This is a genomic window from Streptomyces sp. BF23-19 (genome assembly GCF_041106355.1).
Classification (GTDB): Bacteria; Actinomycetota; Actinomycetes; order Streptomycetales; family Streptomycetaceae; genus Streptomyces; species Streptomyces virginiae_A.
In genome coordinates, this window is record NZ_JBGBPT010000025.1 from 67,799 (window position 1) to 87,250 (window position 19,452).

Here is a 19,452-nt window from a genome sequence, read left to right on the forward strand (position 1 = left end):
GAGACGGCCTAGACCTCGGGCAGGGTCGGATCGGGCGTCCAGGGGCTCGGTGCGGTGATGGCCCAGCGTTCGTGGTCGCGCCAGCCGCCGTCGATGTAGAGGTAGGCGGGCGAGAGGCCTTCGTAGCGGAAGCCCAGCCGCTGGACCAAGGCCAGGGAGGCTTTGTTCCCCGGCTGGACGTTGGCCTCCAGCCGGTGGAGCCGTAGGTCGGTGAAGGCGTGCCGCAGGGTGGCGGCGACCCCTTCGGTCATGTACCCGTGGCCCGCGGACGGGGCGAAGGCCGCGTAGCCGAGGGACGCGCCCTGATAGCGGCCCCGGATGATCGAGTTGATGTTGACCATGCCGACGGTCGCGCCGGTCTCCCGGACCCGGACGAGGAAGCCCCGGTTGGTGCCGTCGTCGAAACGGCACATCCAGGCCTGGAACTCCTCCGCGGTCGCGGGTAGCTGCATCCACGGCCGGTGGAGTGCGGAACTGGCCCGCACGAGCGCGCAGAATTCGTCCTGGTCGGAGAGGGTGAGCGGGTGCAGTTCGACCCGTGCCGGCATATCGATCATGGGCCAACGTTACCTAGGGGGCGTAGGCCGCCTGGACCTCGTCGGCTCGGTCGCTCCACCAGTGCAGCAGCGCCTCGCCTTCCAGGAACATCTTCCCGAAGGCGGGATCCTTCCGGGTGAGGAGGAACTCCAGCTACCAGTAGTCGGTCAGGCGCTTCCACCACAGCCGGGTCACCGCATCGGCCAGGTCCGCCTCGGGCAGGTCGATCACCGATCGGTACCCGGCCGTGAACGCGGCCACGCGGTCGAGGTCGAAGACGCCGTCACCGCCGAACTGGACCTGCGCGGTCCGCGCGACCTCCTCCCCGTACGGGCGGACACCGAGCCGGTCCCAGTCCAGGATCGCCGCGACCTCGCCGTCCCGGCGCAGCAGGTTGCGGTACTGGAAATCGCCGTGCGTCCAGCCGTAGGGCCCGGCCGGGATCTCGCCGTCCGGTCGCCGGTCCGCGTACCGGGTCAGCAGTGCGCGCCGCTCGCGCAGGGCCGTGTCCAGGCCGGGCATCGGGTCGGCGGGAAGCCGGGCCCGCAGGGCTCCGGCGGCGCTGTCGGCCGTGGCCACGCCGGTGACCTCGGCCGGTGGGGGCCGATCGGGGAGCGGGCCGGGGGCATGGCGGCTCAGGGCGTGGTGGAGGCGGGCGAGGAGCACGCCGAGTTCGCGGGCCTGGTCGAGGGTGAGTTCGGTCCCCGGTACGTGCCGGCCGTCGACCCAGGAGAGGACGTAGTAGCCGTGTCCGTCGAACTCCGCCACGAGGTCTCCGCCCTCGGTGGCCACGGGCGCGGGCACGGGCAGGCCGTCACCGGCCAGACCCGCGAGGAGACCTTCGCCCATCATCTGGCGTTCCTGTGCATGGATCTCACGGACCCCGAACTGCACGAGCGGGCCCTCGCCGTGCACGAGGCCCAGCGCCGGGCGGTCGGCACGCTGCTGGCGGAAGCCGTTTCCACGGGCGAGCTCCGTGCCACGACGGATGTCGAGGCGCTCACCGCGACCGTGCAGGCCGTCACCTCCGGCGCGGGTCTCATCTGGGCGCTCGACCGGCAGGGCGCCCTCGTCCGGCGTGTCCGGCACGAACTGGATGCCGTGCTGGCCCCCCATATCGCCACCACCGTCACCCCCACCGCCTGAATCCGCTGGAAGACCTGGAGCGCAGAGATGATGACGAAGACACGACAGCTCGCCGGAAAGGTCGCGCTGGTCGCCGGTGGCACCCGGGGCGGCGGGCGGGGCATAGCCGTCGAGCTCGGAGCCGCCGGCGCGACGGTCTACGTGACCGGCCGCAGCAGCGGTACGCAGCGCTCCGATCTCGACCGCCCCGAGACCATCGAGGAGACGGCCGAGGCGATCACCGCCGCCGGAGGCCTGGGCATCCCGGTCCGCACCGACCACAGCGACCCGGAGGAGGTCCAGGCCCTGGTGGCGCGGATCGCGACCGAACAGGACGGCCGGCTCGACATCCTGGTCAACTCCGTATGGGGCGGAGATGCGCTCACCGACTGGGAAAACCCGCTGTGGGAGCAGGATCTGGACCAGGGCCTGCGCCTCCTGCGTCGGGCGGTGGAGACCCATGTGATCACCAGCCGGTACGCGCTGCCGCTCATGGTCGCCCGCAAGAGCGGCCTGGTCGTGGAGGTCACCGACGGCAACACCGCCCGCTACCGCGGCTCCTTCTTCTACGACGTGGCGAAGTCGGCGGTGATCCGACTGGCCGTCGCGCAAGCCGCCGAGCTGCGGCCGCACGGCGTCGCGGCCGTCTCCCTGACACCGGGGTTCCTGCGCTCGGAGGCGATGCTGGAGCATTTCGGCGTCACCGAGGCCGACTGGCGTGACGGCGCGGCCGAGGACCCGAACTTCGCGCACTCGGAGACTCCCACCTATCTGGGGCGGGCGGTCGTGGCCCTGGCGGCCGACCCGGACGTCATCGCCAGGACCGGCCGGGCACTGGCCACCTGGGACCTGTACAAGGAGTACGGGTTCACGGACGCCGACGGCACCCGACCCGACTTCGCCGCGCACTGGGCCAGGAACCTGGAGGCGGAGTACGGACCCCTCGGCGATCCGCTCTGACACCACCCACCCTGCGGCGGCGCTGTCAGTGGCAGGAACTAGCCTGCGTCACATGATCGAGGGGGAATTCGCCGTACCGTCACTCGGTGCGCTCGCCGACGAGGTCGCGACCGTGCTGGCGGGCCGCCACGACCCGGGCGTGGTGGTGTTCGAACGTCTGCTCAACGCCGTGGTGAGCCACAGCTTCCGGGACAGAGAGGCGCTGACCGCCGCGCTGGGCACCGTCCCGCGGCAGTTCAAGGTGAAGCCGCACGCACAGGTGCGGTGCCTGGCGGTGATCGTCGGCGAAGCGGCCGGTCCCGTGCGGGCGGAGGAGTCCTGGGAGAAGTCCGGAGCCGGCTGGCTCGAACTGTGCCCGCACGTGGCGCTGGGCTACATAGCGGGCGCGCGCACCGGCGAGGTCGCGGCTCGGTTGCGGGCCGGTGATCACGTGCCGTTCCTGCTCTCCGTACCGAGCGGCCCGACCGGTGCGGTGGAACCGTACGAGCTGGTCGAGCGCCTCGCGGAGTACGAGCGGCTCGGCATCCGGCCCGGGCCGGCGGACCTGGGGCAGGCGCTGCTGCGCTGCGGCGGCCGGATGGACCCCGAAGTGGTGCGCGCCGCTGAGGACTTGAAGTCGGCGGAGGGGATCCGGCTGGCCGCCTGGCTGCGGCAGGGTGGCCTGCCCCACCCGGCCTGGCAGCGGGAGCGCGAAGCGGGAGAGGCCGAGCGTCCCAGCAGACGTCTGGGAGCACGCATCGGCCGCCGGATCCTGGTGGGGCACCAGGCCATCGAGGGCCGCGGCGCGTTCCCCCGGCAGTTCTGGTCACTGTTCCGCGTGTTCGAGCCGCACATCTCCTGTCCTCACTGGTCCCTGCCGGACTACCGGGACGCCCACACGGTCGCGACCCTGCCCTGGCACCCGGAGATAGCCGCGGCCCGGCTGCTGACGGGTGTCGCGTCGGCTGCCGACCAGGACGGCAACGGCTCCCCCGCGTTCCTGGAGGCGCTCGCCTCGACCGACGGCCCGGCCGGGCCCGCCGTGCATCTGGCCGTCGCCTACGGGCTCGCCTCCGTCCCCAAGCCTGACCGGGAGGCCGCCGTGCGCGCGCTGGTGGTACTGGCCTCGCGGGGGCGGCTGGACGGCGAGCTGCTGGGGCGGGAGCTGACCGAGCTCGTGGAGCTGGGCACGCTGAGGGTGCCCCTGCTGACGGAGTCGCTCCGGGCGGCCGTCGCCGTACCGGTACCGGAAGGCGCCGCGGCGGTCTGGGCGGTCCTGGCCACGGCTCTGCCCGGCCTGCTGGCTCGTACCCGGCCCCAGCTGCACGGGGCGCTGCTGGCCGTCGCCGCGGACTCCGCCCGGCTGTCGGGAGCGCGTGGTGAGCTGCCCGAGGTGACGGCGCTCGCCCAGCGACCCGGGTCGTCCCAACTGCTGAAGCAGGCACGCCGGTTGCGGGACGCGCTGGCGGGGGCCTGACCCGGGGCCCGGGGCCCTGGGCCCCTGGCACGACGGCCCCGGGCCGTCAGCCGTGCTGGTGCTGCTCGGGCAGTCGGCTGTCCGGGTGCGCCCACAGCAGTACGTTGTCGGGCCGCTCGTCGCGGAAGAAGTCCAGGACGTCCTGGTCCGAGTGGCGCAGGCTGAAGTGGGTGAGGACGAAGAGCGTGTCCGGGTGCGCCTCGACGACGGGCTTCAACCGGCTCCATACGGTGTGTCCGACCCGGTCGGCCCGCTCCAGTTCGGCGTCGTCGAGGTAGGTGCACTCGGTGATGATCACCGAGTACGCGAAGAGCCACGGGTTGTCCTCGAAGACGCTCACGTGGGTGTCGCCGAGGAAGACGAACAGCGGCTTGCGCACCTCCCGTTCGACCTCCATGCCCTCCTTGCGGCGCTGCGCCAGGAGGCGGCCGAACTCCGCGCCCCGACCCTGTTCGGCGAGGGTGCGCCGCAGTTCCTCGTACTCGGGCAGCAGCGCCTTGCGCCGTTCGGAGAACGCGTATCCCACGCACGGCACCTTGTGCGCGCACTCCACCACCCGTACGTGGTGGCCGCGGCGTCCGAAGGTGAACTCGTCGCCGCCGCGTACCCCGTGGAGCCGGCAGCCCGCGGCGAGGGCCGGATCGTAGGCGGTGCCGTGGTTCAGTTCGGCGGAGGCCCGCAGAAAGGTCTCCACGTACGGCACTGCCGCGGCGGGCAGGTGGATGTCGACTCCGTCGGGCCTGGCCGCCACGTGGTCGAGGTCCTTGGAATGGTCGTGGTGGGTGTGGGTGAGGAAGACGGTCTCCGGCTGACGGCCTTCCGCCAGCCCTGCGTCGAGCGCGCAGCGCAGTTCGGGGATGTGGAAGAACGTCTTGTCGTTGGCGCGTGAGTACCCGGTGAGGGTCAGCTCGGTGCCGGGTATGCGCCAGGTCTTCCACTGTCGGAACGGGTGCCCTCGCTCCAGCCGTTCGGGGTGGTCGGGTGTCCGCGAAGGGGCGAGTGTCATCGGTGCCTCCGTGGTACCGCCATGATCGGGTGAAGGCCCGATCGTAACGGGCGGCGGCCGGTCGGGACCCACGGTTTTCCGGGGCTGCGCGTCGGCACCGGGCGGGCCCGGCGGGATGGGGCGGATGGGGTTCGCGGGGTGGGTGCGGCGGCTCTTGCGGTGCCACTCGTCCCACCGTTCCCAATGCGCCGGAACCGGTGGACGCCCACTCCTCGAGGACTCGAAGATGGGCGCGGCCCGCGCTCGGTGGGCCGCGAAGGGAGTGCCATGACGACGTCTCCGGTGGCCGGCAGGCCGGCGCCACCACCGAGCAGTGGCCGCGAGGTCCCGGACAAGACCAAGTGGGCCGTCAAGCCGCTGAACGACGGCAAAGCGGCCTACGCGTTACCCACCGAGTGGAAATCCGGGGCACTGCACCACAAGATCTCCAAGGAGCGCCTCAGCTCGATCGCCGAGCAGCTCACCCCGGCCTGGAACGCGCAGAACCCGAAGCTCCAGGGGGCGGCGCGGGCGTTCTGGTCTCTGTGCTGGTCGGTGGCGGGTGAGCGGGTCGCCGAGGCCGTGGCGATGGCCGGTCCCGGTGGCAGCCCCAACCCGCACCGCCTGCTGTGGAACCTGCCGCTGATGGTGTCCCTGGGCCCGCAGAGTCCGGCCAACGACCCGGGTATGAACTTCGACCCCGACACCGAGCCGATACCGGGCGGGCCGGGCACGCGCCGGATGGACGCCGTGTCGCTCGCGCTCAAGGAGCTGGAGACGGCCTGGCTGCACGCCGCGGAGGCGGACAACGGACGTGGCGTGTACGACGCCGCGCTCTGGACCACCCTGCACCGGCACCTGCAGACCGCGCACCTCGCCGCCGAACGGGTCGACCGCGACAAGGCGGTGCTGTACCCGCCCCTGCGCGAGCAGTGGGTGTACGACGCCAAGACCAAGCAGAACCTGCGCAAGGGGATGACCCCGTTCCCGTCGTGCGAGCAGGGCTTACGCCTCTTCACGCAGGCCCGCGTGAACGCGCCGTCGATCGCGGCGTACGCCGACTCCGCGACCCTGGCCGCGACCGCTACGGTCCGCGCCGACGTGAGCGGGCGGCAGGTGACCCTGACGCTGACGGCGGCCGAGGAGAACGTGCACCACGTGTGCGTGCGCCACACCCTGACCTTCTTCGACTTCACGGACGCGTCCCGGCCCCGGCCCATCAACACCTTCTGGCCGGACGTGCGCACCTTCGCCGACGCCACGGCGCTCACGGTGACGATGCTGCCCGGCATCGGCCGTAGCTGTCTGCGGGAACTGGAGCGAGAGCTGGGCAACGTGGCCAAGGCGACCGACTGGCTCGACGAGGTCCTGGAGATCTCCAACGAGGACATCGACGGTCGACTCGTCTTCTACAACGTGCAGTTCACCGACGTGGCCGGTACGGACGCGGCGCCCGTCGTCCAAGCGGTCATCGAGTCCTTCGCCCCGGACGGCGCCGACGGTCCGGGGTTCACCCGGGGGGACCTGGACCTCATCGCCGAACAACTGTGACGCCGGCCTCGTCCGGGCCCGTCGGCGCACCGGCCGCGTCGAGAGGGTCCGGGCGGGGCCCGGTGACGGCGACCGCGCGGCCCGCGACCGTCGCCGTCGTGACCGACCGCACGATGTCCGCATGGCCGGCCACCGCCCCCAGGGCTGCGTCGATCAGGTTTGTGGTGGCCCATTCCACCCGCCATCCCGCGTACCGGCCCTCACCGCTCCTGTCGCGGCCGCCTCGACGCGGGCACCGTCCTCATGAACCGGGTCCGTCATGATCGGAAGGCCAATCGCTCCCCGAGAAGGTGGAGCGACCGTCCCGGTTCGCCGTCCGTAGCTGCCGGGGCGGCCGGATAGGGGGCGTCCTCTCCCCCGCCGTACCCTGAACCCCGTGCCGCCCTCCCGTCTCCACCGTGTAGCCGTCCTCGTCCTCGAAGGCGCCAAGCCCCTCGACGTCGGTATCCCCGCGCAGGTGTTCACGACCCGCGCGAGCATGCCGTACGAGGTGCGCGTGTGCGGGGCGGCTCCCGGGCTCGTGACCGGCGGCGACGGGCTCTCGTACCACGTCACCCACGGGCTCGACGCGCTCGCGTGGGCCGACATCGTCTTCGTGCCCGGCTACCGCTACCCCGACCGCGAGGATCCGCCGCGGGCCGTCATCGACGCGCTGATCGCCGCCCACGACCGGGGCGCGCGGCTCGCCGCCATCTCGACGGGCGCGTTCGCGCTCGCCGCCACCGGTCTGCTCGACGGCAAGCGCGCGACGACCCACTGGCACTACGCGCGGGCCCTCGCCGCGAAACATCCGCTCATCCGCCTCGACGAGAACGTCCTGTTCGTCGACGAGGGCAGCGTGCTCACCTCCGCCGGCGCCGCCTCGGGCATCGACCTGTGTCTGCACATCCTGCGCCGCGACCTCGGCGTGTCCGCCTCGAACCACGCGGCCCGCCGTCTGGTCGCGGCCCCCTACCGCAGCGGCGGCCAGGCGCAGTACGTGCCGCGCAGCGTGCCCGAGCCGCTCGGCGAGCGGTTCGCCGCCACCCGCGAGTGGGCGCTGCACCACCTGGGCGAACCACTGACCCTGGAGGCGCTGGCCCAGCAGGCGGGGGTCTCGCCCCGGACCTTCTCGCGACGCTTCGCCGAGGACACCGGGTACACGCCGATGCAGTGGGTCATGCGGGCCCGGATCGACGTGGCCCGTGAGCTGCTGGAGCGCTCGGAGCGCAGTGTCGAGCAGATCGCCGACGATGTCGGCCTCGGCACCGGCGCCAATCTGCGGCTGCACTTCCACCGCATCCTCGGCACCACCCCGACCGAGTACCGGCGCACCTTCACCCAGGGCGAATAGGCCGCCGTCCGCCGGGCACCCGCCCCACGACCGGCCCTCCCCTCCCGGTGGCGAGATCCTTACGAACCATGGCGATCTCGCCGCTGTTGCGGAGGGTGACCACGAGCGAACCTGATGGCGAACGAAAGGGACATCGCTCATGACTCGCATTGCCATCAACGGATTCGGCCGCATCGGTCGCAACGTGCTGCGCGCGCTCCTCGAGCGCGACACCGACCTCGAGGTCGTCGCCGTCAACGACCTGACGGAGCCCGCGACCCTCGCCCGGCTGCTCGCCTACGACACCACGTCGGGCCGGCTCGGCCGCCCGGTGACCGTCGAGGGGAATGTGCTCGTCGTCGACGGCCACCGCATCACGGTGCTCGCCGAGCGCGAGCCGGAGCAGCTGCCGTGGGCCGAGCTCGAGGTGGACCTGGTCCTGGAGGCGACCGGCCGCTTCACCTCGGCCGAGGCCGCCCGTGGCCACATCAAGGCGGGTGCGCGCAAGGTGCTGGTCAGCGCGCCGTCCGACGGCGCCGACGTCACGCTCGCGTTCGGTGTCAACACCGACGCCTACGACCCGGCCGAGCACGTGATCGTCTCGAACGCGTCCTGCACGACCAACGCGCTGGCCCCGCTGGCCGCCGTCCTGGACGAGCTCGCCGGCATCGAGCACGGCTTCATGACCACGGTGCACGCCTACACGCAGGAGCAGAACCTGCAGGACGGCCCGCACCGCGACCCGCGCCGCGCCCGCGCCGCCGGCGTCAACATCGTGCCGACCTCGACCGGCGCCGCGAAGGCGATCGGCCTCGTGCTGCCCCAGCTCGACGGCAAGCTGTCGGGCGACTCGATCCGTGTGCCGGTCCCGGTGGGCTCGATCGTCGAGCTCAACACCACCGTCGCCCGCGACGTGACGCGCGAGGAGATCCTCGAGGCGTACCGCGCCGCGGCGCAGGGACCGCTGGCCGGCGTGCTGGAGTACTCCGAGGACCCGCTCGTGTCCTCCGACATCACGGGCAACCCGGCTTCGTCGATCTTCGACTCGGAGCTCACCCGTGTCGACGGCCGCCACGTCAAGGTGGTCGCCTGGTACGACAACGAGTGGGGCTTCTCGAACCGCGTGATCGACACGCTCACGCTCCTCGCCGCGGGCTGAACCGACAGCGGTCCCCGGTGGGGGCGGGCCAGGCGCCCGCGCGCGGTAGGTCACGGTCCTGGATCCCGGTGACCGACCTGCCGCGCGCGGGCGCCTCGGCGTGTCCAAGGCGACCGCGCGACCGCGCCCGTGCTTCGCACCTCCGCGATCCGTTCAGCGCATGCGCGGGAGGCGGAGGCTGAGCAGGACGGTCAGCGCGATGAGGCCGAGCTGGACGAGCAGGGTGGTGGACACGGCCGCGCGCATGCCGACGGTCGGGACCAGCGCGAGGAAGAGGCTGCCGAGCGTGGCGACGCCGAGCGCCACGGCGGACTGCTGGGCGGTGATCATGACGCCGCTGCCCGCCCCGGCCCGGTCGGCGGGGACGTCCGAGAGCGTCAGGCGCATCAGCACCGGCATCTGGAAGCCCTGGCCCAGTCCCGCCAGGGCGATGCCCGGAGCGAGTACGGCCACGCCGAGGTCCGGCCAGCCGTGGCGCAGGGTGGCCAGCAGGAGAGCGATGCCGGCCGCCTGGATGACGCCTCCGGCGGTGACGATCCGGCTGCCGAAGCGGGTGATCAGGCGCGGACCGGCCAGCGAGGCTCCGAAGAAGGCGACGGCCATCGGCGCCAGCGCCAGGCCCGCCGTCACCGGGCCCATGTCCAGGCCTTGTTGGAGGGTCACGGCGAGGACGAACATGAAGCCGCCGAAGCCGACGGAGAACGGCATCAGGAGCGCCAGGCTGCGCCTGAGCGACTCCAGCCTCAGCAGGCTCGGCGGCACCAGCGGGGTGTGGCCCTTACGGTCGGCCCGGCGCTCGGTGAAGTAGAACGCCGCTGCGGCGACGGGGAACACGCCCAACGAGATCCAGGTCCACAGCGGCCAGCCGGCGGCCCGCCCCTCGGTCAGCGGCAGCAGCAGCGAGACCAGCGACAGCGCGAGGAGCAGGGTGCCGGGCACGTCCACGGCCGCGGGCCGGCCGGCCCGGGTGTCCGGGACGGTGCGCACGGCCAGGACCAGCCCGAGGAGCACCACGGGGACGTTGACCAGGAACACCGCGCGCCAGCCCGTTCCGCCGAGGTCCGCGGCGACCAGGACGCCGCCGAGGATCTGCCCGGCGACCATGGACAGGCCCCCGGTGGCCCCGTACAGGCTCATGGCGTGGGCCCGGCGCGGGCCCTCGGTGGTGGCCTGGATGGTGGCGAGCACCTGCGGCAGCATGAGGGCGGCGGCCGCGCCTTGGGCGACGCGGGCGGCGACGAGGGCCCAGGCGTTCGGGGCGAGACCGCAGGCGAGCGAGGTGACGCCGAAGGCGGCCATGCCGACGAGGAAGAGCCGGCGGCGGCCGAGGCTGTCGCCGACGCGCCCGCCGAGGACCAACAGGACGGCGTACGCGACGCCGTAGCCACCGACGACCAGCTCCAGGAGGGCGGGGCCGGCGGCGAGGTCGTGCTCGATGGACGGGAGCGCGACGTTGACGATGAAGAAGTCGATCAGGGGCAGGGCCGCGCCGAGGAGCACGGTGAACAGGCCGAGGCCGCTCAGGTGGGGCGCGGGGGCACTGCGGACGGGGGCACTGCGGACGGAAACGCTGGGCACGGGGTCGCCGTGCGCGGGGTTGCTGCGTACAGGGTTGCTGCGTACAGGGATCTGAGTCACCGTCCGACGATCTCCCGGCTGTCAGACGGGTACCAGAGTGTCGTTATCCGGGTACCAGGACTACCTGGCAACAGGATGGGCGGTGCGGCAGGCTGGGATCATGACCACTGTGGCTCCCGTAAGCGACGTTCGGCGGCACGAGCTGGCCGAGTTCCTACGCACCCGCCGTGAGCGGATCACTCCCGAGCAGGTCGGGCTGGTGCGCGGGCCGCGCCGACGGACCCCGGGGCTGCGCCGTGAGGAGGTCGCGCACCTGTCGTCGGTGGGCGTGACCTGGTACACGTGGTTGGAGCAGGCGCGCGACATCCAGGTGTCGGGGCAGGTGCTGGACGCGGTCGCGCGGGCACTGCTGCTCGATGTGAGCGAGAGGGAGCACCTGTTCTCGCTGGCCGGGAGCCTCGACCCGGTGCAGCCGGCGGTCTGCCCCAGCGTGACGCCGTCCGTGCGAGCCATCATCGACCAGCTGGGCCACATCCCGGCGTGCGTCCAGAACAGCCGGTACGACATCGTCGCCTACAACGCCACCTACGGGCGCCTGCTCGGCGACCTGGACAGCAAGCGGCCGGAGGAGCGCAACTGCATGTGGCTCGCCTTCACCGACCCGGAGTGGCAGGAATCGGTGGTCGACCTGCCGAGCACGCACCGGATCATGGCGGCGCGGTTCCGGGCGGCGATGGCCGAGCACCTGGCGGAGCCCGCGTGGAAGACGCTGCTGGCCCGGCTGGAGGGGGCGTCGGCGGAGTTCCGGGAGGTGTGGGCCCGCCACGAGGTGGTCGGCGGGCAGGTCGCGAAGTCGAAGTACATCCGCAACGCGCACGTGGGCATGCTGTACCTGGAACACAACAACCTGTGGCTCGGACCGCGCACCGGCCCGAGGCTCGTGACGTACGTACCGCTGGACCAGGAGTCGCGCGAGCGCCTGCAGGAGCTGGAACGACTGACGGCACCGGCCGGTGCGGGGCTCCTCGGCCGACGCGTCGCCATGTCCGCCCGGGTGACCTTCACTCCAGGAGCTGAACCATGAGGAGGCATGCGGCCATCGGCACCAGGGTGGCCACCGTGCCGAGTGCGACCCCGATCCGCGCGCGGCCACGGGCGGCCGCCTCGTCGCCCCGCATGGCCCACAGGTCGGGGAGGCCGCAGACGAGCGCCATGATCGCGACGGGCAGGACGAGGTAGAGGGGGAAGAAGCGGATCCACGGCGGGAGTTCCTCCGGGAGGAACGGGCAGCCGAGCATCGCCACGGCGGTGGCTCCCAGGGCGAGTGACGCCGTGCCCCTGCGCTCCGGCTCCGCCACCGGCTCTTGCTCCGGCTCTACTTCTGTCTGCTGCTCCGGCTCGACCGGTTCCTTCACCAAGCTCATGGAACGGAGGTTAGGCGGGCGGCGGGCGGCCCCGCCTGGGCGCGGCTACTCAGAAGTGGGTGAGTAGCCGGACCCGGATGTCCTCGGCCCGCTCGCGGCCGGCGCGAGGCGGGCCAGCAGGTGGGCGTCGAGGAAGCCCCGCTCGGAAGCCGGGTCGTGGATCAGCCGGGCGAACGGCGTGAGCCCGGCACCTGCCAGCAGCTCGGCGAACCGCTCCACCGGCCAGCTGTAGGCGGGCGTCACCTTGTGGTCGAAGCGGATCGGCTCCGGTCCGTCGGTCGCGAAGAACGAGACCATGAGCAGGCCCCCTTGGGCCAGGACGCGCGCCTGCTCGGCGAGCAGCGCGGGCAGTTCCCCGGGCGGCGTATGGATCATCGAGTAGTGGGCCAGGACGCCGCCGAGCGCGCCGTCCTCGACCGGCAGGACCTCCATCCGCGCCTCGTCGAACCGGAGCGCGGGACGGGCCCGCCGGGCGTGGTCGATCATGCCCGGGGAGATGTCGATCCCGAAGGGGTCCAGTCCCAGGTCATGGAGCATGGCCGTCAGATGCCCGGGCCCGCACCCGACGTCGGCCGCCCGCGGGTTGCCCGTCCCGCGCACCAGCTCCGCGAAGGTGGTGAGCATGGCCCGCGCGAACGGCTGCGTCTCCAGCCGATCGGCGAACAGCGACGCGTAGAGCTCGACGACCCCGTCATAGGCCGCCCTGGTCTGGTCCTGGTGTTCCGCCACGGGCAGGACGTTACTCCTGCCGCGGCGGGCCCGGACCGCCCCCGGGCCGTCTCTTCCGGATCTTGCCGGGCCCGGCCCGCCCGGCAGGATCCGAAGGAGACGACCTAGACGAAGGGCCCTTCGGCCGTGAAGCGGCGCAGGTGGCGGGCGAAGGTCTCGGCCTCGCCGGGGGGCCAGGAGGAGAGGCTCGTCGTGATGTGGTCCGCCAGGCGTGCGCGCAGCTCCGCGACGACGAGCCGCCCCTCCTCGGTCAGGACGAGGAGGTGTGCGCGCCGGTCGGTGGGGTCCGGCTCGCGGCGGATGAGGCCCGCGGTCTCCAACCGGGAGGCGCGGCGGGTCACGCCGGAGCGGTCGACCCCCACGTCATGGGCCAGGTCCGCCGCACTGCGGGGGCCGGTCCGGGCCAGGGCGCTGAGCACGGGGTAGGTCACGTCGTCGACGGCCTCGCCCATGCCTTCCGTGAGCCGCTGGTGCAGGTGCGCGCGGGTCGTGCGCTTGAGCAGGATGCCCAGCGCGTCCGCGATCTCTTGCCCGATCTCGTTGTCCACGCCAAAAGAATAGCGTGCGCCGCGCACGCATCACTGTTATGGTTTTCGAAGTGCGTGCGCCACGCACGCATTGCGATCCGTTCGACACCGGCATTCCGCATCCGCATCGAAAGGCACTCCCATGACCCGCACCGGTATCACCGCCGCCCTCACCGACCTGCTCCTCAACCGCGACCTCACCGTCCAGGAGGCCGCCGACCGCCACTTCGCACCGGAGTACCGCCAGCGCACGGACGGCGAGTGGGCGGACCGGGCCGGCTTCATCGAGCACATCAGCCACCTGCGCACCGTCGTCGACCACGGCCGTGTCGAGGTCCACGAGGAGCTGTACGACGGCCTCAAGTACGCCGACCGGCACACCGTCCACGTCACGAAGACGGACGGTTCGACGGTGCGCACCGAGGTCTACCTGTTCGGCGAGTTCGCGCCCGACGGCCGGTTCAGCCGCATCGAGGAGACCACCCTGATGCTCGAAGGATCCGAGTCCGACCGCGACCTGGGCAGCGCCCGCTAGTGCTGTGGCCGGAAAGGTTTGCCGGGTCGCGGTGTCCGGTGCGGTGCATCGCGAGGCGGAGGGGCGGGCCGTACCGGACGTACTTCCGTGGTCCGACAACGCGGCGAGGTACCGTACCGGGCGCCGTGACCCGGTGGACCTTTCCGGTCACAGCACCAGGATCCTCGGTTCCCGGAGCCCGGCCTCGGATCAGGGGCGGAAACGCAGGGGGTGATCGGAGGGGACCTCCACCACGGCGATCCGCACGCCGTCGGGGTCGGCGATCCACATCTCGATCAGGCCCCAGGGCTCGAGCCGGGGAGGCCGCAGCACCTCGGCGTTCCGGCCGCGCAGTTCCTCGTACGCCGCTTGGGCGTCCTCGACCTGGAGCCACAGCCGCAGGCCCGGCGCGGGCGGCGCCTCGGCGCGGCCCGACAGTTCGAGGAAGCCGCCGCCGAGGAAGTAGACCGTGCCGCGCTCGGGGCCGGTGCCGAACTCGCGGTGGATCGCCAGTCCCAGGGTGTCGCCGTAGAAGGCGCGCGAGCGTTCGGGGTCGGTGGGGCGCAACAGAACCCTGCTGCCCAGTACGTGCACCATGGCCCCGCCTTCCCTCACGCGGCGTCCTGCCGCGGCCGCTTCAGCGTCTTCCAGCGCCTGCGCCGGGTGCGGGTGTGCTGGTCGAGTTCCTCCAGCAGGCGCTGGGAGCGCTTGTCCACGCCCAGCTCGTCCAGGACCCGGTCGATCTCGGTGAGCAGCGCGCCGCTCAGCTGCCAGTGTGCCGGGTCCTCGCGGGCGGAGGCCAGCAGCAGGGCCGCGAGCCGGTCGCGGTGGGCCCGGGCGACGGCCAGTTCGCCGGTCAGTCGGGCCTCCGCCTCTTCCGCGTTGGCGCTGACCTGCGCGGTGATCAGCTGGGCGAAGCTCTCCACCGCGACGGCCGTGTGGCGGAGCACCTCCCGCAGCGCGACCGCGGTCGGGGGGTCGAAGAGCGGCCCGTCCGGGCGGGCCCGGGCCAGGTCGGTCAGCGTCCGGCAGGCCACGCGGAGCACGACCGCGCAGATCTCCAGGGTGTCCAGGCCGGTCCGCAGCACGAGCCTGAAGAGCAGCCCTTCCTTGACCCGCGGATTGAGCCGGAGACTGTCCTCGGCCTGCCGGAGGGCGGCGTCGACCTGGGCGATGTCGTTGTCGAGGCGGCGTGCCTCGTGCAGCCGGGCCGCGGCCTGCTCGACCCTGGCCGGTCCGGAGGGTTCCTCACCGAGGTGGTCGAGCAGCCGGCTCATGCGCCGGGCGAGGTCGGTGATCGCGGCTCCGGCCGGGCCGACCCACACGGGCGGTGCCAGGAGCAGGTTGACCAAAAGTCCGACCACCGCGCCGATGATCGTCTCCAGGACCCGGTCCCAGGCGGTGTCCGTGACCTGGGTGACGCCGAGGACGAGCATGGCGCTGATCGCGACCTCGGGCACGAACTCGTCGACGCGCACCAGGTGGCCCACGACCAGCGAGGCGAGGATCAGCAGCCCGAGGCTCCACCAGGTCAGACCCACCAGCGCGCTGAAGCCGATCGCGATCAGCACGCCGACGACCACCGAGTTCACCCGGCGGATGCTGGTGGTGAGGGTGGAGTACAGGGTGACCTGGACGACGAGCAGAGCGGTCAGTGGCGCGGTCAGTGGGAGTGGCTCGCTGCTCAGGCGGAGCGCGACGACATAGCTGATCACGGCCGCGGCGGTGGAGCGCAGGGCTTGGACGGCGACCGGCTCACGGCGGCGGCGTGCGACACGGGTGGCGAGACTGGTGATCGTTTCCGGCATGCGGGGCGCCTTCCCGCTGCTGGGCCGGATGACGCATGGCGTGGCCGCCGGGCCCCGATCGGCCGAGGATGGGCCGTAGGAGGAGGTCACCCCGGCCGTTCGCGGGTAGGCGGTGGATGTCCGGGGCAGTTCCTGTCGACGAGAGACGCGACCGCGAAGGAGAAACAGCCATGGAGGGTACGCAGGACAGGCGTGAGAAGTCGGGAGAGGGCCGCGCGGAGCAGGCGCAGGATCATCCCGGTCCGGACCCGGTGCACCCCGAGGCCAGCAAGCGGGTCGAGGGCAAGAGCCCCGAGGAACTGAGGCGGCGACAGGAGCGGAAGACGACCCGTACGAGCGACGACGACGCGGAGTAACGGACTCCGGCAGGCAGGCCGGCCCGGGCGGCGGCGGACGGCCTGTCCGCCCGCCCACCCAAGGGCGACCGGTGCGGGGCCGGAGCCGGGGCCGGGACCGGCGGCGAGGTGCTACGCGCCCTCGTCGTAGGTCCCCGCCTCGATCTCCAGGGCGAGCTCCTGGAGGACCTCGATCGAGGAGATGTCCGTCCGTCCGCCGTCGTGCACCATCGCGAGGCTGGTGAACGCCAGGCTGAAGCCCGAGACCATGGTGTGCAGGGCCGGCCCGAGCGCCTCCGCCACGAGGGCGGCCACCTGCTGGGGAGAGGCGTCCGCCGGCACCCTGATCGACGGCAGCATCTCGTTCAGGAGCAGGGTGGCCACACCGGCCGTCGGTGTCGAGCCGGCGCCGTCCTCGCCGCCGTCGCCGTCCTCGTCGAGTTCCCCCGCCTCGGCGGCCCGGCGGATGTCCTGGGCGTCGGTGAGGATGCCGATCACTCGCTTGAGTACCTCTGCGCGTTCCATCTGCGGAGCGTAGCCCCGAGCCCCGGACCGGCGCGGGAGTTCGCCCTCACCAGGCCCTCACCAGGCCCTCACCAGGCCCTGCCCCGGCCGCTCCTCACGGGCAGTCAGCCCGGATCGGGGTACGGACGTGTAGCCGCGATCGCACGGGGCATGCGCGCCGCGACGGACACGGATCGATGGAGGAGCTGTTTCACTCATGTCTGAGAACGTCTGGGCCTACCACGTCACCGTCGACCGCATCACGGACGTAGACCTGGCCGGTTACAAGGTGGAGGCCGCCGACGGCACCATCGGAAAGGTCGACAAGCACTCCGACGAGGCGGGATCGGCCTATCTGGTCGTGGACACCGGCCCGTGGATCTTCGGCAAGGAGGTCCTCCTCCCGGCGGGTACCGTCACCGGTATCGACGTGGAGGAGAAGCGGATCCGGGTCGGACTGACCAGGGAACAGGTCAAGGACGCCCCGGAGTTCATCCGGGACCAGCACCTGGAGAGCACCGACTACCGTCAGCTGTTGGGCGGTTACTACGGCATCATCCCGCCCCGCTGGCTGTGATCCACGGCCGGAACCGGCACATACTGGACCTATGGCCAGGGCGAGGGCCACGACGGTCCAGCGGATCAGGCGGCAAGCCGGTGAGGCGGTCTTCCTGCGCGTCGCCGGGCCGGACGGGCCCCGGAACCGGGCGCGGATCCACACGACGCCCGGACCTCGTTGGTTCGCCCCGGATCGGCCGGTGCGGCGGGTGCACGGGGACGCCTCGATGTTCGTCGGCGGGCTGGCCGCCCTGTTGCTGCAGTCCTTGCACCCGCTCGCGATGGCCGCCGTGGCCGCGCACTCGGGATACCGGGGTGACCCGTGGGGGCGACTGAACCGCACCAGTACCTTCCTCGCCGTCACCACGTTCGGTACGAGTGCCGACGCCGAGGCGGCGGTGACCCTCGTACGGGAGGTGCACGCGCGCGTCCGGGGGCGTACGGCCGACGGCGTCCCGTACCGGGCCGATGATCCGGAGCTGCTGACCTGGGTGCACATCGCCGAGGCGGACTGCTTCCTACGGGCCCACCAGCGGTACGGCAAACGCCCGTTGGACGCCGCGGGCTGCGACGCGTACCTGGCCGACACGGCGCGCGTGGCCCGCGCCCTGGGGGCGGACCGGCCGCCGGAGAGCGTGCGCGAGCTGGCTCTGCGGATGGCACGGTACCGGCCCGACCTCCGGCCGACGGCGGCCTCCCGGGACACCGCCCGGTTCCTGCTGAGCGATCCCCCGCTGCCGGGGGCCGCCCGGTTGCCGTACGCGCTGCTGGCGGCGGCGGCCGTGGATCTGCTTCCGCCCTGGGCGAGGTCGGCCGTGGCCGAGGACGCGCCCGCGGCCGCCCGGATGCCGCCTCCGGCCGCCCGCGCCGGCGGTCACGCCGTGACCCGGGCGATCCGCTGGGCGCTGCCCCCCGCTCCCCCGGCCGCCCCGCCTCCCCCGCCGCCCCTGCCGGACTGACAGCGGCTCTCTCAGTACTCCTCGTCCGGGTACCCCCAGCGGATCTCCGGCGCGGCTCCGGCCGCCACGGCGGCCACCGTCGCCGCGAAGACCCCCTCGAAGTGCGGTTGCCACAGGTAGAAGCGCGAGATGCCGAGCGGGAAGTCGGAGTCCCCGGAGACGAAGTACGAGCCGTCGTCGTCCACCGCCACGCCGATGGTGACCTGAGCGGCTATGTCCTCCTCGTGCATCAGCTCCTGCAGGGCGCGGACGATCGCCCAGGCCTGCGGCTCGTCGGCGACCCCGGTGACGGTGAAGGCAAGATCGATGTTCACTGACATGCCGGAAGAATAGGCGGAGCCACTGACAAGGGCGGCCCGCGCCCGCAGCCTTCGTGGACGAGGAAGAGGCGGGTGGCCGGGTGCGGGGCCGGGTTCATGGGTCATGTCTCACCGTCCGGCGGCGCATGTCGAAGTGGTCCGCCAAGGCTTGGACGGGCTGCGGGCTGCGGGCCGCGTTCGCGCAGCAGGCGCAGCACCTCGCGGCGGGTGCTGTCGGCGAGCGCGGCGAACACGCGGCTACGGCATACGGACTACGGGCGGGCGGCCGTCACCAGGTAGTAGTCCAGGATCTGTTGCTCCCAGGCGGCCAGGAAGTTCCGGGGCCAGGTGCCCGGCGCCCAGAGGCGGGCGAGCCAGCGGTCCCAGCCCGGCCAGACCTGCGGACCGATCGAGGCGACCCGCACGTCGGCGAAGCCGGCTTCGGTGAGCGCATCGGTGAGCCGGGACACCGGCCGCGCGATGTCCAGGCCACTGGCGAAGGAGTCGAGCAGCCCCGCGAGCCGCTTCGCGGGCTCGGGCGCGCCCTCCACGGTGAAGAAGCTGGTGACCGCCACCCGGCCACCCGGGCCCAACACTCTCGCCGCCTCCCGGGCGAAGGCGGTCAGGTCCGGGAAGTGCTGCGCCGCCTCGACGCTGTAGAGGCAGTCGAACTCCGCGTCGCCGAGCGGCAGGTCTTCCGCGGCCCCGAGCGCGAAGGTCAGCCGGTGCGGCTGCGTCGCGAGGAGCGGGGAGTTGGCTTCGCGGGCCCGCTGGAGCTGCTGGGGATGGATGTCCACCCCGGTGACGGCCGCGGGCCCGTACTCCTCCAGCGCGAGCGCGCACCCGAGACCGAGCCCGCAGCCGACCTCGACGGCCCTGCCGCCTTCGGGGGCCACGGCGTCGAGCACGTGCCGGTAGAGGTCCTGCTCGCTGCGGATCCGGTCGCCCTGCGACAGCGACTGCCCGAGGTCGACCGCCTCCCAGTAGCCGAAGTTGATGAACCCTCCGGCGAAGACCGGAACGGCGCTGAGATCGGCCGGCCCGTACGTCTCCCACACCTCGGGCCGTACGACCGGGAACGGCCGCTCCGTGGGATCACCCGACGACAACACCCCACCACCTCCTCGTGACG

General features: G+C 72.4%; 23 protein-coding genes and 1 pseudogene. 11 read left to right on the top strand and 13 right to left on the bottom strand.

Annotated features, from left to right (window positions below; genetic code table 11):
- Positions 1 to 8: 8 nt before the first annotated feature.
- Together AB8A24_RS16615 and AB8A24_RS16620 are read right to left on the bottom strand one after the other, a co-directional pair.
- On the bottom strand, positions 9 to 557 hold the full coding sequence (locus AB8A24_RS16615; RefSeq protein ID WP_369476350.1) for a GNAT family N-acetyltransferase: 549 nt from the start codon (positions 555 to 557) through the stop codon (positions 9 to 11).
- A gap of 133 nt (positions 558 to 690) precedes the next feature.
- A complete protein-coding gene (locus tag AB8A24_RS16620) occupies positions 691 to 1,389 on the bottom strand; it encodes a phosphotransferase (RefSeq protein WP_369476352.1) in 699 nt (232 codons plus the stop codon).
- Between AB8A24_RS16620 and AB8A24_RS16625 the strand changes: the two genes are divergently transcribed.
- From AB8A24_RS16625 to AB8A24_RS16635, 3 genes are read left to right on the top strand one after another with little or no spacing between them, the layout of a single operon-like run.
- Complete coding sequence (locus AB8A24_RS16625) at positions 1,285 to 1,683, top strand: TetR family transcriptional regulator C-terminal domain-containing protein (RefSeq protein WP_328966165.1); 399 nt, start codon at positions 1,285 to 1,287, stop codon at positions 1,681 to 1,683. The genes AB8A24_RS16620 and AB8A24_RS16625 overlap by 105 nt on opposite strands.
- Positions 1,684 to 1,710: 27 nt before the next feature.
- Positions 1,711 to 2,622, top strand: a complete 912-nt coding sequence (locus tag AB8A24_RS16630) for an SDR family oxidoreductase (RefSeq protein ID WP_328965248.1) — start codon at positions 1,711 to 1,713, stop codon at positions 2,620 to 2,622.
- 52 nt (positions 2,623 to 2,674) lie between these two features.
- Positions 2,675 to 4,078: a hypothetical protein gene (locus AB8A24_RS16635; RefSeq protein WP_328965247.1), complete on the top strand. Its 1,404-nt coding sequence runs from the start codon at positions 2,675 to 2,677 to the stop codon at positions 4,076 to 4,078.
- Positions 4,079 to 4,124: 46 nt separating this feature from the next.
- Here AB8A24_RS16635 and AB8A24_RS16640 read toward each other — a convergent pair whose 3' ends face one another.
- Positions 4,125 to 5,084: an MBL fold metallo-hydrolase gene (locus tag AB8A24_RS16640; protein WP_369476355.1), complete on the bottom strand. Its 960-nt coding sequence runs from the start codon at positions 5,082 to 5,084 to the stop codon at positions 4,125 to 4,127.
- 267 nt (positions 5,085 to 5,351) lie between these two features.
- On the opposite strand from AB8A24_RS16640, the gene AB8A24_RS16645 reads away from it, so the two are divergent.
- From AB8A24_RS16645 to gap, 3 genes are all read left to right on the top strand, one after another.
- Positions 5,352 to 6,614 (top strand): hypothetical protein, encoded by a 1,263-nt coding sequence (locus AB8A24_RS16645; RefSeq protein ID WP_328965245.1) that lies wholly within the window; start codon positions 5,352 to 5,354, stop codon positions 6,612 to 6,614.
- Between the two features lie 376 nt (positions 6,615 to 6,990).
- Positions 6,991 to 7,947 carry a helix-turn-helix domain-containing protein gene (locus AB8A24_RS16650; protein WP_328965244.1) on the top strand — a complete coding sequence of 319 codons (957 nt, stop codon included), beginning with the start codon at positions 6,991 to 6,993 and terminating at the stop codon, positions 7,945 to 7,947.
- 139 nt (positions 7,948 to 8,086) lie between these two features.
- Positions 8,087 to 9,085, top strand: a complete 999-nt coding sequence (gap, locus tag AB8A24_RS16655) for a type I glyceraldehyde-3-phosphate dehydrogenase (RefSeq protein WP_033224285.1) — start codon at positions 8,087 to 8,089, stop codon at positions 9,083 to 9,085.
- A gap of 153 nt (positions 9,086 to 9,238) precedes the next feature.
- Here the strand turns inward: gap and AB8A24_RS16660 are convergent, their stop codons facing one another.
- Positions 9,239 to 10,609, bottom strand: coding sequence for an MFS transporter (locus tag AB8A24_RS16660; RefSeq protein ID WP_328966126.1), 1,371 nt, complete (start codon positions 10,607 to 10,609; stop codon positions 9,239 to 9,241).
- Between the two features lie 214 nt (positions 10,610 to 10,823).
- Here AB8A24_RS16660 and AB8A24_RS16665 point away from each other — a divergent pair, with 214 nt between their 5' ends.
- Positions 10,824 to 11,747 carry a helix-turn-helix transcriptional regulator gene (locus AB8A24_RS16665; protein WP_328965243.1) on the top strand — a complete coding sequence of 308 codons (924 nt, stop codon included), beginning with the start codon at positions 10,824 to 10,826 and terminating at the stop codon, positions 11,745 to 11,747.
- Here AB8A24_RS16665 and AB8A24_RS16670 read toward each other — a convergent pair.
- From AB8A24_RS16670 to AB8A24_RS16680, 3 genes are all read right to left on the bottom strand, one after another.
- A complete protein-coding gene (locus AB8A24_RS16670; RefSeq protein ID WP_328965242.1) occupies positions 11,725 to 12,087 on the bottom strand; it encodes a hypothetical protein in 363 nt (120 codons plus the stop codon). The genes AB8A24_RS16665 and AB8A24_RS16670 overlap by 23 nt on opposite strands.
- A gap of 45 nt (positions 12,088 to 12,132) precedes the next feature.
- Positions 12,133 to 12,816 (bottom strand): class I SAM-dependent methyltransferase, encoded by a 684-nt coding sequence (locus tag AB8A24_RS16675; protein ID WP_328965241.1) that lies wholly within the window; start codon positions 12,814 to 12,816, stop codon positions 12,133 to 12,135.
- Positions 12,817 to 12,920: 104 nt separating this feature from the next.
- Positions 12,921 to 13,364, bottom strand: coding sequence for a MarR family transcriptional regulator (locus tag AB8A24_RS16680; protein ID WP_328863924.1), 444 nt, complete (start codon positions 13,362 to 13,364; stop codon positions 12,921 to 12,923).
- 121 nt (positions 13,365 to 13,485) lie between these two features.
- On the opposite strand from AB8A24_RS16680, the gene AB8A24_RS16685 reads away from it, so the two are divergent.
- Positions 13,486 to 13,878, top strand: coding sequence for a nuclear transport factor 2 family protein (locus AB8A24_RS16685; RefSeq protein WP_266386088.1), 393 nt, complete (start codon positions 13,486 to 13,488; stop codon positions 13,876 to 13,878).
- A 189-nt stretch (positions 13,879 to 14,067) separates the two neighbouring features.
- Here the strand turns inward: AB8A24_RS16685 and AB8A24_RS16690 are convergent, their stop codons facing one another.
- Positions 14,068 to 14,454, bottom strand: a complete 387-nt coding sequence (locus AB8A24_RS16690) for a VOC family protein (RefSeq protein WP_328965240.1) — start codon at positions 14,452 to 14,454, stop codon at positions 14,068 to 14,070.
- Between the two features lie 14 nt (positions 14,455 to 14,468).
- Complete coding sequence (locus AB8A24_RS16695; RefSeq protein WP_328965239.1) at positions 14,469 to 15,665, bottom strand: aromatic acid exporter family protein; 1,197 nt, start codon at positions 15,663 to 15,665, stop codon at positions 14,469 to 14,471.
- Positions 15,666 to 15,835: 170 nt separating this feature from the next.
- Between AB8A24_RS16695 and AB8A24_RS16700 the strand changes: the two genes are divergently transcribed.
- On the top strand, positions 15,836 to 16,021 hold the full coding sequence (locus AB8A24_RS16700) for a hypothetical protein (RefSeq protein ID WP_033224277.1): 186 nt from the start codon (positions 15,836 to 15,838) through the stop codon (positions 16,019 to 16,021).
- Between the two features lie 111 nt (positions 16,022 to 16,132).
- Here AB8A24_RS16700 and AB8A24_RS16705 read toward each other — a convergent pair whose 3' ends face one another.
- Positions 16,133 to 16,525: a hypothetical protein gene (locus AB8A24_RS16705; RefSeq protein WP_328965238.1), complete on the bottom strand. Its 393-nt coding sequence runs from the start codon at positions 16,523 to 16,525 to the stop codon at positions 16,133 to 16,135.
- 196 nt (positions 16,526 to 16,721) lie between these two features.
- Here AB8A24_RS16705 and AB8A24_RS16710 point away from each other — a divergent pair, with 196 nt between their 5' ends.
- Entirely contained in the window at positions 16,722 to 17,081 is a 360-nt protein-coding gene (locus AB8A24_RS16710) for a PRC-barrel domain-containing protein (protein ID WP_328965237.1), read from the top strand.
- Between the two features lie 31 nt (positions 17,082 to 17,112).
- Positions 17,113 to 18,021: an oxygenase MpaB family protein gene (locus tag AB8A24_RS16715; protein WP_369476361.1), complete on the top strand. Its 909-nt coding sequence runs from the start codon at positions 17,113 to 17,115 to the stop codon at positions 18,019 to 18,021.
- Between the two features lie 11 nt (positions 18,022 to 18,032).
- Here the strand turns inward: AB8A24_RS16715 and AB8A24_RS16720 are convergent, their stop codons facing one another.
- The 3 genes and pseudogenes from AB8A24_RS16720 to AB8A24_RS16730 form a co-directional block, all read right to left on the bottom strand.
- Positions 18,033 to 18,341 (bottom strand): hypothetical protein, encoded by a 309-nt coding sequence (locus tag AB8A24_RS16720; RefSeq protein ID WP_328965235.1) that lies wholly within the window; start codon positions 18,339 to 18,341, stop codon positions 18,033 to 18,035.
- Positions 18,342 to 18,450: 109 nt separating this feature from the next.
- Positions 18,451 to 18,574 (bottom strand): annotated as a pseudogene (locus tag AB8A24_RS16725) (helix-turn-helix domain-containing protein); the annotation flags it as partial.
- A gap of 18 nt (positions 18,575 to 18,592) precedes the next feature.
- A complete protein-coding gene (locus tag AB8A24_RS16730; RefSeq protein ID WP_369476363.1) occupies positions 18,593 to 19,432 on the bottom strand; it encodes a class I SAM-dependent methyltransferase in 840 nt (279 codons plus the stop codon).
- Positions 19,433 to 19,452: the final 20 nt, after the last annotated feature.

Bases quoted from the DNA above. Each gene is read 5' to 3' on its own strand.
- AB8A24_RS16615 (WP_369476350.1), bottom strand. From the start codon at position 557: ATGATCGATATGCCGGCACGGGTCGAACTGCACCCGCTCACCCTCTCC.
- AB8A24_RS16620 (WP_369476352.1), bottom strand. From the start codon at position 1,389: ATGATGGGCGAAGGTCTCCTCGCGGGTCTGGCCGGTGACGGCCTGCCC.
- AB8A24_RS16630 (WP_328965248.1), top strand. From the start codon at position 1,711: ATGATGACGAAGACACGACAGCTCGCCGGAAAGGTCGCGCTGGTCGCC.
- AB8A24_RS16635 (WP_328965247.1), top strand. From the start codon at position 2,675: ATGATCGAGGGGGAATTCGCCGTACCGTCACTCGGTGCGCTCGCCGAC.
- AB8A24_RS16640 (WP_369476355.1), bottom strand. From the start codon at position 5,084: ATGACACTCGCCCCTTCGCGGACACCCGACCACCCCGAACGGCTGGAG.
- AB8A24_RS16645 (WP_328965245.1), top strand. From the start codon at position 5,352: ATGACGACGTCTCCGGTGGCCGGCAGGCCGGCGCCACCACCGAGCAGT.
- gap (WP_033224285.1), top strand. From the start codon at position 8,087: ATGACTCGCATTGCCATCAACGGATTCGGCCGCATCGGTCGCAACGTG.
- AB8A24_RS16665 (WP_328965243.1), top strand. From the start codon at position 10,824: ATGACCACTGTGGCTCCCGTAAGCGACGTTCGGCGGCACGAGCTGGCC.
- AB8A24_RS16670 (WP_328965242.1), bottom strand. From the start codon at position 12,087: ATGAGCTTGGTGAAGGAACCGGTCGAGCCGGAGCAGCAGACAGAAGTA.
- AB8A24_RS16685 (WP_266386088.1), top strand. From the start codon at position 13,486: ATGACCCGCACCGGTATCACCGCCGCCCTCACCGACCTGCTCCTCAAC.
- AB8A24_RS16690 (WP_328965240.1), bottom strand. From the start codon at position 14,454: ATGGTGCACGTACTGGGCAGCAGGGTTCTGTTGCGCCCCACCGACCCC.
- AB8A24_RS16695 (WP_328965239.1), bottom strand. From the start codon at position 15,665: ATGCCGGAAACGATCACCAGTCTCGCCACCCGTGTCGCACGCCGCCGC.
- AB8A24_RS16700 (WP_033224277.1), top strand. From the start codon at position 15,836: ATGGAGGGTACGCAGGACAGGCGTGAGAAGTCGGGAGAGGGCCGCGCG.
- AB8A24_RS16705 (WP_328965238.1), bottom strand. From the start codon at position 16,525: ATGGAACGCGCAGAGGTACTCAAGCGAGTGATCGGCATCCTCACCGAC.
- AB8A24_RS16710 (WP_328965237.1), top strand. From the start codon at position 16,722: ATGTCTGAGAACGTCTGGGCCTACCACGTCACCGTCGACCGCATCACG.
- AB8A24_RS16715 (WP_369476361.1), top strand. From the start codon at position 17,113: ATGGCCAGGGCGAGGGCCACGACGGTCCAGCGGATCAGGCGGCAAGCC.
- AB8A24_RS16720 (WP_328965235.1), bottom strand. From the start codon at position 18,341: ATGTCAGTGAACATCGATCTTGCCTTCACCGTCACCGGGGTCGCCGAC.